Genomic DNA, 8,937 nt, shown 5'->3' on the forward strand with positions numbered 1-8,937 from the left:
CGCAGCCTTCTCCGACTTCGGCGTCGAAAACCTCGAGGATATCATCAGAGAACGACGACACCTAAAAAAGTAAGGCCCGCGTCATTCACCGGATGCATATTCTTACTTAAACCAATCAGGCTCTAAGCCAGCGTCCGGCAGCGCTCCAGCGCGGCGATCAACGCCGTCCGCACCCCTGGCTCCAGGGCCGAATGCCCGGCATCGGGCACCATGGTCAGCCGTGCGCGGGGCCATGCCGCCGTCAGTTCAAACGCCGACTGCGCCGGGCAGATCATATCATAGCGCCCCTGCACGATCTCGCAGGGGATCTCCCGCAGTTTCTCCATACGGCTGAGCAGTCCGCCAGCGGGCAGAAACAGATCATTCACGAAATAATGCGCCTCGATCCGCGCCAGCCCAAGCGCTGAGCGGTCCTGCGCGAAGGCCGACACAGCCTCAAAACTGGGCAGCAGCGTCGAGCATGATCCCTCATAAACGCTCCAGCTTTGCGCTGCCGGTCCATGAACCAGCGGGTCGGGATCGGTCAGCCGCCGCAAATAGCTGGCGAGCAAATCCGCCCGTTCATTTTCAGGAAGAAATCGTGAAAACGCCGCATGCGCCTCGGGAAAAACGCGCGCCAAGCCATGCAGAAACCATTCCACCTCCGCCGTCCGGCCAAGAAAAATGCCGCGCAGCACCGCGCCGGTTACAGCCTCGGGGTGCGCCTGCGCATAAGCCAGCGCCAGCGTCGAGCCCCAGGAGCCGCCAAACAGCAGCCAGCGCTCCACGCCCAAAAATTTCCGCAATACCTCGATGTCTTCCACCAAATGCGGCGTGGTGTTCGCTACCAGGCTGCCCAGCGGCGAGGATCGCCCGGCTCCGCGTTGGTCGAAAATAATCGCCCGCCACACATTCGGATCAAAAAACCGCCGGTGCACCGTTCCCGCGCCCGCGCCCGGCCCGCCGTGCAGAAACAGCACCGGTTTGCCGAGCGGATTGCCGACCTGCTCCCAATACATCACATGCCCGTCGGAGAGGGGCAGATACCCGCTCTGGTAGGGCGCTACTTCCGGGAACAGATCACCGCGCGGCATTGCGTGCTATGCCAAGGCGCCGCGCAGCACAGCCGCCACCCGGGCGGCCTGCGAGTCGCTCAAATCCGGGTGGATCGGCAGCGCCAGAATCCGCCGCCCCAGCCCTTCGGCCACCGGCAGCGGCACGCCATCATGGCAGGAGGCATAGGCCGGCTGCTGATGCAGCGCGCGCGGGTAATACACCGCATGCCCGATCCCCGCAGCCTGCAACGCGGCTTTGGCCTTTTCGCGCTCCGCCTCGTCGCGCAGCAACACCGAATAAACCGCCCAGGCGCTCACGCTCTGCGCCACCCGCGATGGAATTTTGAGGACATCGGCCAGCGCCTTGTCGTAAATCGCGGCGATTTCCTCGCGCCGCGCAATCTCGCCCTCGAACACCTCCAGCTTGGCCAGCAACACCGCCGCCTGCATCGTATCCAGCCGCCCGTTCATGCCGATGCGCATTACCTCATAGCGCGTGGTGCCCTCGCCATGCGTGCGCAGCGAGCGGAACAGCGCCGCGCGCTCAGCCGACTCCGTAAACAGCGCGCCGCCATCGCCATAAGCGCCAAGCGGCTTGGAGGGGAAAAAGCTGGTCGCCGTGGCATCCGCCGCCCTGCCCAGCCGCTCGCCTTTCAGCGCCGCGCCAAAGCTCTGCGCGCAATCATCGAGCGTATACAGCCCTTCGCGCGCGGCAATGGCGCGGATTCCCTCCCAATCCGCCGGCTGCCCGAACAGATCCACGCCGACCACGGCCCGCGGCCGCAACACGCCGCCACGCTTCACATCGGCGATCCGTGCCTCCAGCCCCGCCAGATCAATCTGGAACGTATGCGGATCAACATCCACGAACACCGGCGTGGCCCCCAGCAGCAGCGGCACCTCTGCGGTGGCGGTGTAGGTGAAGGCCGGCAGAAACACCGCGTCGCCTCGCCCGATTCCCTCGGCCATCATCGCAATCTGTAACGCATCGGTGCCCGAGCTCACCGTCACGCAATGCGCCGCGCCGCAAAACGCCGCCAGCCGGGCCTCCAACTCGCCTACCTCCGGGCCGAGAATATATTGCCCATGCGCCAGCACGGCATCCAGCCTGGCGCGCAGGCCGGGGCCAATGCGCGCCTGCTGCGCTTTCAGGTCAAGAAACACGACGGGGGAAAGATTCTCTGTGTTCATAATACCAATCCTAGCTCGCCGGACTCAAAACGGCGAGACCTCCCGCCGGGACAAATTCAGGCACCATCCGCGCCAGTGCCGCCAGGGCCCCGGCTTCGTCGGCCGTCACGCAGGCGGCTTCAATATCGCGTATCGCGGCGGCTACGAGCCGCACATCGCTCACGCGCGGGCTTGCCATCAGCAACCCCTCATGGCCCGTGGGCTCGGCCTGTTCACCGCCATGGAACAGCTCCTCGAATAATTTCTCCCCCGGCCGCAGCCCGGTGTAGCGGATCGCCACATCCACATCCGGCCGTAGCCCGGCAAGCCGGATCATTTGCCGGGCCAGATCCACGATTTTCACGGGCGCCCCCATATCCAGCACAAAAATCCCGCCATCGGGGATCACCGTCTCGTCACGGCCCACCACCGAGGCCTGAAGCACAAGCCCGACGGCTTCGCGCACGGTCATGAAGTAGCGCTGCATTTCGGGGTGAGTCACCGTCAGCGGTCCACCCAGGGCCAGCTGCCGGCGAAACAGCGGCACCACCGAGCCGGTGGAGCCCAGCACGTTGCCAAACCGCACGGTCACGCAGCGCATTCCCTGGCCGCCGCCGCGCCGCGCCTGCACGTTCAACCCTTGGCAATACATTTCCGCCAGCCGCTTGCTGGCCCCCATCACCGAGCTTGGGTTCACCGCCTTGTCGGTGGAGATCAGCACCATCAGCGCCGCGCCGCTGGCGGCGGCGGCATCAGCCACCGCGCGCGTGCCGAGCACGTTGGTCTGCACCCCCTCCAGCGGGTTTGCCTCCACAATCGGCACATGCTTCAGCGCGGCGGCGTGGAACACCAGCTCGGGGCGGAATTTCAGGCACAACGCCATCATCCGCGCCGCATCCCGCACATCGCCGATCACCGCGCGCCGTGGCAGCTCCGGGGCCAGTTCCGCCAGTTCCAGATCAATCTGCCAAAGCGCATACTCGCCATTGTCCAGCAGCAGAATCTCCGCCGGCGCAAAGCCCGCCACCTGGCGCGCGAGTTCCGCGCCGATGCTGCCCCCAGCACCTGTCACCAGCACACGCCGGCCCGCGATTAGCCGCGCCATCCCGGAACGGTCAGGCCGCACCTGCTGGCGGTTCAGCAGATCCTCAATCGCGATCGGCTGCAATTCCAGTTTTTGCTCAGCCGGGGCCAGCCGGGTCAGGCTGGGGGCGCGCAACACCCTGATGCCGCTGCGCACCGCAACTGCCAGCAAGCTCGTCAGCCTGTCACCCATCAAGCCGCCTGAGGTGATAATCAGCAGATCAGGTTTTTGTTCCAGCTTGGCGAGCCCCGCTTCCGCTTTGTCCACGGTGCCAAAAACATCCAGCCCATGCAGCCGTTGCCCCATGTGTTTGGCCGAGAGCGCCAACACCCCCACCACCCGGTAGGGAGAAGCGGCCGCCTGATGATGCGCCGCCAAAAACAGCTCCGCGCTTGCGGCGTCGCCCACCAGAATAGCCCTCTGCGCCGCTATCCGGCGGTCAGAACTGCGGATGCGCGCCAAGCGGTACAGGAATTTCGGTGAAATCAGAAACACCACCAGGCACAAAGCCAGAATGACCGGAAATGCCGGTGAGGGCAGGGGGATACCCGAACCGATGAGCAGCAGCACCAGCATCACCGCCGTAACCGCTCCGGCGGCGCCGATCATGGCCAGATCCCTGAAGGAGATAAACCGCCAATGCAGCCGGGGGAGGCCAAGCGGCACCCCGATCAGCCAGATCGCCACCGCGCCGCCCAGAGGCAACACGGGCGGCTGCGGTATGGGGGCAGCGGGGTCGGCCAGCCAGAAGCTTAACCCTACCGCGAGCGCCGCGAGCGCACCGTCCAGCAGTATGTTCACCGCCATCCGGGCCTGGATTCGCGAAAGGTTGATCTCACTCATGGTTGCAGCCTTATACCCGGGGAAGCTGCGGTTTATCCATAAGCATGATCAACCGCCCCGGCTTAAAACATGCCGGGCGCGCGGCGCTAGCCGAGCCAGAATGTCCCTTCAACCTCAACCGCCGCGTCCAGCGGCAGCGACGCCACGCCGACGGTCGAGCGCGCATGCCGCCCCAGATCGCCAAAAGCGGCCACCGCCAAATCGGACGCACCGTTCATCACAACGGCGTGCTGCGAGAACTCCGGCGTCGCGGCGATGAAACCTCCAAGCCGGACCACTTTGGCAATGCTCGCCAGCCCGCCGGGCAGCGCTGCTTCCAGCTGCGCCAGCACATTGATCAGGCAAAGCCGCGCCGCGTGCTGCCCCTCCTCGATCGAGACATTCAGCCCGAGTTTCCCCGTTACCGCCACCTTGCCGTCAATGGCTGGCAACTGCCCGCTCACGGTCACCAGACTGCCGGTAATGCTCACTGGCACATAAGTCGCCACCGGGGGCATCGGCCTTGGCAGCGTGATTCCAAGTTCGGCCAGCCGTTCGATCACATTCATGCGTTGCTCACCAGTTTCAGGTTTTTGCGCCGTTCGCGCGGGGCGGGGGCGGGGAGATCAAGCGGCAGCAGCGGCGCGCGGTCGGCCGCGCCATCGCCCACGGTATCGCTGGCTTCCGGCACTGCCGGGGCCAGATTCGTCTGCCCCAGATAGTTCACCGCCAGATTGCGGAATACATAATCGATCATCGAGGTCGCCTGCGGCACCGCCGGATCGCCCTCCACCGTCCCGGCGGGGCCAAAGCGCGTGAAGGTGAACGCCTCGACGTAATCCTCCAGGTTCACCCCATGTTGCAGCCCCAGGCTCACCGCGATCGCAAAGGCATCCATCAGGCCGCGGAAGGCTGAGCCCTCCTTATGCAGCGCAATGAAAATCTCGCCCAACCGGCCATTGCCGTATTCGCCGGTGGAGATGAATAATTTATGCCCGCCGACGCTGGCTTTTTGCGTGTAGCCGCTGCGGCGCGCGGGCAATGCCTCGCGGTTGGACTGCCGGCGCGCCGGCATGGGCGCCGCCGGACGCGCGGGCATCCGCGCCACCAGAGGCTCCAGCGCATCATGCATCGCGGCATGCGCCGCCGGGCGCACGGGAGGGAGCAAGGCTTCACCGCTCAACATCCTGGCCAGAGCCGCCTCGGCATTCAGGCCCAGCGCTGCCAGCCGCGCGTTAACCCAGAGGCTCAGCCGCCCCTCATCGTCCACCGGCGAGAGCGCCGGGGCGAAATTACGCGCCTCAGCCCCCAGCAGGGCCTCAATTTCCGGCGTCGCGGAAAAGCCGAGCAATGTCTCGTGGCGGCGTGAGCCAGCGGCCAGTGCCTCCCGTTGCGCCGCCGCGGCCGCTTCCTTCAACCCCGGCACCACGCAATCAGCCGGCAAAGCGGCGGCTGTCACCGTATATCCCGGCGCCGCGCCGCGTGCCAGCAATCTGGCCGAGGCGATGTCCGCCTGCGCCCCCATGAACGCTGTAAGCGTGAAAGCCGTGTCCCGTGCCGGTGTGGAGTCATAATCCACGCCGAGTCTCGCCAGGAACAGATTGAGATCCGTGAAGCCGATATTGAGCCTGTGCGCCGAGGGGGCGCTCAGCGTCAGCGCCGTCACCGCGCGCTGCACCATCGCCCCCAGCCGGGCAATGTCAAAAACCCCCGCTTCATCAACAAATGCATTCAGGTTGAACACAAAGCCCGGCTGCACGGAGGTTTTGTTCTGCCAAACCTCGGCGCTTGGGCTTCCCAGCCGCGCGGCCAGCAGCTCATGCAGCTGCGCGCCCAGCTCCGGCGCAATTGCGGTGGTTTGCGCCCGGGCTGCGATTGGTGCAATCCAGGCCTGCGCGGCGAGCGCAATGTCCAGCGCGCCCCGCTCCGGCAGTATCCCCGCCAGCGCATCGGCCGCCCCGGCGCCCCAGGCGGCGGGAATTTTAACATCAACCGCCACCGAATCCGGGTCCGCGCGTCCGGCGAACACCGCCTGTTTTATGCCATGCCAGGATTTGTCAGTTCTATAAGTGCCCATGCCCTCATCCTATGCCGGCCTGTGCGCCAGTTAAAGTGCATATAGTGGCAAATTTTGTTCCAAGCCACAAAATACTGTGGATAGTCTGCGCGCAACTTGAAGATGGACCACAGCGCCCGCTTCACTTATATCAGGCGGCATGAGCACTTCCCAATCCGCATCCGTTGCCAAAGTCTCAATCAGCCAGCTCGGTGGTCTGCGCCGGCTAATCTTCAGCCCGGGCCTCGTGCTCTACACGCTTCGCCACGGCCGCCTCGCCGGGCGCGACGAGCAGGGCAATTTATATTTTGAGCGTCCGGCCCATGGCATCGCCCGCAAGGGCCGCCGCTGGGTAGTTTATGCCGGTCCCGCTGATCCTTCTGCCGTCGCCCCGCGCTGGCACGCCTGGCTGCATCGCCTCACGGACCAGCCGCTGCCCGAGACCGGGGGCAAGCCTTGGGTCAAACCGCACCAGCCCAACCTCACGGGCACGGCGGAAAGCTACCGTCCCGCCGGGCATGATTATAAGGGCGGCCAGCGCGCCGCCGCCTCGGCCGATTACGAATCCTGGACGCCGGGGCAGGGATGATGGCCCGCAGACTTCCGGAGCTTTTTACCGGCTTTGCGGTCATCATTGTTGCGGCGGTGTTCTTGGTTTACGCGCTCACCGAATCTGGAACCGTCACCACGAGCGGCTACCCGCTGCAGGCGCAATTCTCAAGCATCGGCAGCCTCACCGTCGGCGCCGATGTTAAAATCGGCGGCGTTGTCATCGGCCATGTCGCCGATGAACGGCTGGACCCCAACACTTACGCCGCCATCGTCCGGCTGGTGATTGATAACGGCATCAAGGTGCCTGAGGACAGCAGCGCCACCATCGCCTCCGATGGTCTGCTGGGCGGCAACTATGTGTCCGTTTCGCCGGGTGGTTCAAACACCATGCTGGCCGCCGGTCAGTCTTTTTCCGTGACCCAGTCGGCGATCAATATCGAGGATCTGCTCGGCAAGTTCATATTCTCCATGGGCGGCACGCCGGGCAAGCCATCCGCTCCCGCCCAGGGCAGCGGCGCGAGCGTGCCGGCTAACCCTGCGGCGCTTTCTCCGGCAGCGGCAAAATAATGCGGCTTCGCACCACCACGGCTGTTCTCGCCTTGCTGGCAGGCGGCGCCGCCTGGGGGCAGACGGGTAGCGCCGTGGCTGTTCCGCCGCCGCCGCCGATTGTTTCGGCCCCTCTTCCTGCGCCGGCTTCTGCCGCCGCGCCTGCGCCGGTTACGCCTCCTCCCGGCCTCGTGCAGGCACAACCCCCTGTTTCGCCAGGGTCCCAGGCGCCGGCCTCCGCCGCCTCAGACTCCAATATGGCTGACACAGCCCCCGTTATTTCCAGCGGTTGGACCCCCGGCAAGACGGCACTGCTTGGTGTGCTCGACAAGGTTGACGGCAGCACGGCCCAGGTATCCATCCCGGTTGGCGGGCAGGCGAATGTCGGGGATCTTCAGGTCTCCGTGCAGTCCTGCCTCATTCGCCCCGCCGGGCAATTGCCGGATGCAGCCATATTCCTGACGGTCGAGCCTTTGGCCAATATATCCGGGCCGCCGTTGTTCCGCGGCTGGATGGTCCGTTCCACGCCCGGCGCAACCGTCGTTGGCGACGCGGGAGAAACCTTTCGCGTCATTGGATGCTCGTAGCACCCGGTTCTGAACTTCGAGGCATCGAAACATCTTTTTTGGAGGCGCTGGCTCTTTCTTTTCAAGGGCCTGCTTGCCGCTTCCGTGCGCGGCAAGATGCAGCGGAGCTCACCAGCAGAGCAGCCCGATTACCATTTGTTCATTTTTGCGCTGCAAAATTGTGCTAAAAATACAACATAGTCAGAATGTTAAGGATTGAAGTGAATTCGCTCTGTTGAATCATCCGGGGCACGACTAAATGAGCGAGGTTCGTTTTGTAATTTTTGGAGTTTAGCCATGAAGCTGCGCTTAGCCCTTGTCGCCGCCACCTGCCTTGCATTGCCGATCATGGCGCATGCACAGCCGGTCACCGGCCCTTATGTCAGCCTGGGTGCTGGCACCAGCATTCTCAACCCGGTCCCCGTGAGCAACTCCGGCAAAATCCTGTCCCGTCCTTCTTATGCTGGCGATCTCGCCGTCGGTTACGGTTTTGGCAACGGCTTCCGCGTGGAGCTGAATGGTAACTACTACCGCAACACCGCGCATAAAATCGGCGGTGGCCCGCGCGTTACCGGCGGTTTGGATACCTACGGCCCGATGGTCAACGCGCTGTATGATATGAATGTCGGCCTGCCGATCTTCCCTTATGTCGGCGCTGGCGTCGGCTATCAGTGGCAGAATCTCGACTCTTCGCTGAAGACTGCGGGCTACGCCCCGGTCAGCGGCAACAAGGGCAGCTTCGCCTATAACATCATCGCCGGCGCTGCTTATCCGTTGCCGATGGTCCCCGGCCTCTCCCTCACCGCTGAATACAAGTTCACCCAGCTGGTTGAGAGCCGCAACTACAATGAAGCCGGCACCCGCTTTAAGCTTGGTCAGGAATCCAGCCACACTTTCCTGCTCGGCCTGCGCTATCAGCTGTTTAATCCCGCTCCCGCGGCCCCGGCCGTGGCGCCGGTTGCCGCCCCGGTCGCCGCGGCCCCGGCACCTGCCCCGGCCCGCACCTACCTGGTGTTCTTTGACTGGGATAAGGCCAGCCTGACCCCGCGTGCGACCCAGATCATCGCGCAGGCGGCGTCCGACAGCAAAACCCAGGCCACCACGACG

Annotated in this window: 9 protein-coding genes; 4 read left to right on the forward strand and 5 right to left on the reverse strand. The window is 64.5% G+C overall.

Features of this window, described 5'->3' with window-relative positions; genetic code table 11:
- Window positions 1–122: 122 nt before the first annotated feature.
- From pip to HKL97_RS00275, 5 genes are all read right to left on the reverse strand, one after another.
- Window positions 123–1,073 (reverse strand): prolyl aminopeptidase, encoded by a 951-nt coding sequence (gene pip, locus HKL97_RS00255; protein ID WP_291421688.1) that lies wholly within the window; start codon window positions 1,071–1,073, stop codon window positions 123–125.
- A 6-nt stretch (window positions 1,074–1,079) separates the two neighbouring features.
- Entirely contained in the window at window positions 1,080–2,225 is a 1,146-nt protein-coding gene (locus HKL97_RS00260) for a DegT/DnrJ/EryC1/StrS aminotransferase family protein (RefSeq protein ID WP_291421690.1), read from the reverse strand.
- A 10-nt stretch (window positions 2,226–2,235) separates the two neighbouring features.
- A complete protein-coding gene (locus tag HKL97_RS00265) occupies window positions 2,236–4,131 on the reverse strand; it encodes a nucleoside-diphosphate sugar epimerase/dehydratase (protein WP_291421692.1) in 1,896 nt (631 codons plus the stop codon).
- 86 nt (window positions 4,132–4,217) lie between these two features.
- Window positions 4,218–4,679, reverse strand: coding sequence for a RidA family protein (locus tag HKL97_RS00270; protein WP_291421694.1), 462 nt, complete (start codon window positions 4,677–4,679; stop codon window positions 4,218–4,220).
- Entirely contained in the window at window positions 4,676–6,187 is a 1,512-nt protein-coding gene (locus tag HKL97_RS00275; protein ID WP_291421696.1) for a TSCPD domain-containing protein, read from the reverse strand. The genes HKL97_RS00270 and HKL97_RS00275 overlap by 4 nt, the downstream gene beginning before the upstream one ends.
- Window positions 6,188–6,326: 139 nt before the next feature.
- On the opposite strand from HKL97_RS00275, the gene HKL97_RS00280 reads away from it, so the two are divergent.
- The 4 genes from HKL97_RS00280 to HKL97_RS13620 form a co-directional block, all read left to right on the forward strand.
- Window positions 6,327–6,755 (forward strand): NADH-ubiquinone oxidoreductase subunit NDUFA12 family protein, encoded by a 429-nt coding sequence (locus HKL97_RS00280; protein ID WP_291421698.1) that lies wholly within the window; start codon window positions 6,327–6,329, stop codon window positions 6,753–6,755.
- The gene (mlaD, locus tag HKL97_RS00285; RefSeq protein ID WP_291421700.1) at window positions 6,752–7,285 is read left to right on the forward strand and encodes an outer membrane lipid asymmetry maintenance protein MlaD; all 534 of its coding nucleotides are present in this window, start codon (window positions 6,752–6,754) and stop codon (window positions 7,283–7,285) included. Before HKL97_RS00280 ends, mlaD begins: the two co-directional genes overlap by 4 nt.
- Window positions 7,285–7,851: a DUF2155 domain-containing protein gene (locus HKL97_RS00290; RefSeq protein ID WP_291421702.1), complete on the forward strand. Its 567-nt coding sequence runs from the start codon at window positions 7,285–7,287 to the stop codon at window positions 7,849–7,851. Before mlaD ends, HKL97_RS00290 begins: the two co-directional genes overlap by 1 nt.
- 276 nt (window positions 7,852–8,127) lie before the next feature.
- Window positions 8,128–8,937 (forward strand): outer membrane protein (locus HKL97_RS13620; RefSeq protein WP_408820503.1); only part of this gene is annotated, 810 nt, incomplete at its 3' end.

Origin of the sequence: Acidocella sp., from assembly GCF_013044125.1 — a bacterium.
Lineage (GTDB): Bacteria > Pseudomonadota > Alphaproteobacteria > Acetobacterales > Acetobacteraceae > Acidocella.

What these genes read in the sequence shown, in the direction of transcription:
- pip (WP_291421688.1), bottom strand. Translation starts at nt 1,073, where the DNA reads ATGCCGCGCGGTGATCTGTTCCCGGAAGTAGCGCCCTACCAGAGCGGG.
- HKL97_RS00260 (WP_291421690.1), bottom strand. Translation starts at nt 2,225, where the DNA reads ATGAACACAGAGAATCTTTCCCCCGTCGTGTTTCTTGACCTGAAAGCG.
- HKL97_RS00265 (WP_291421692.1), bottom strand. Translation starts at nt 4,131, where the DNA reads ATGAGTGAGATCAACCTTTCGCGAATCCAGGCCCGGATGGCGGTGAAC.
- HKL97_RS00270 (WP_291421694.1), bottom strand. Translation starts at nt 4,679, where the DNA reads ATGAATGTGATCGAACGGCTGGCCGAACTTGGAATCACGCTGCCAAGG.
- HKL97_RS00275 (WP_291421696.1), bottom strand. Translation starts at nt 6,187, where the DNA reads ATGGGCACTTATAGAACTGACAAATCCTGGCATGGCATAAAACAGGCG.
- HKL97_RS00280 (WP_291421698.1), top strand. Translation starts at nt 6,327, where the DNA reads ATGAGCACTTCCCAATCCGCATCCGTTGCCAAAGTCTCAATCAGCCAG.
- mlaD (WP_291421700.1), top strand. Translation starts at nt 6,752, where the DNA reads ATGATGGCCCGCAGACTTCCGGAGCTTTTTACCGGCTTTGCGGTCATC.
- HKL97_RS00290 (WP_291421702.1), top strand. Translation starts at nt 7,285, where the DNA reads ATGCGGCTTCGCACCACCACGGCTGTTCTCGCCTTGCTGGCAGGCGGC.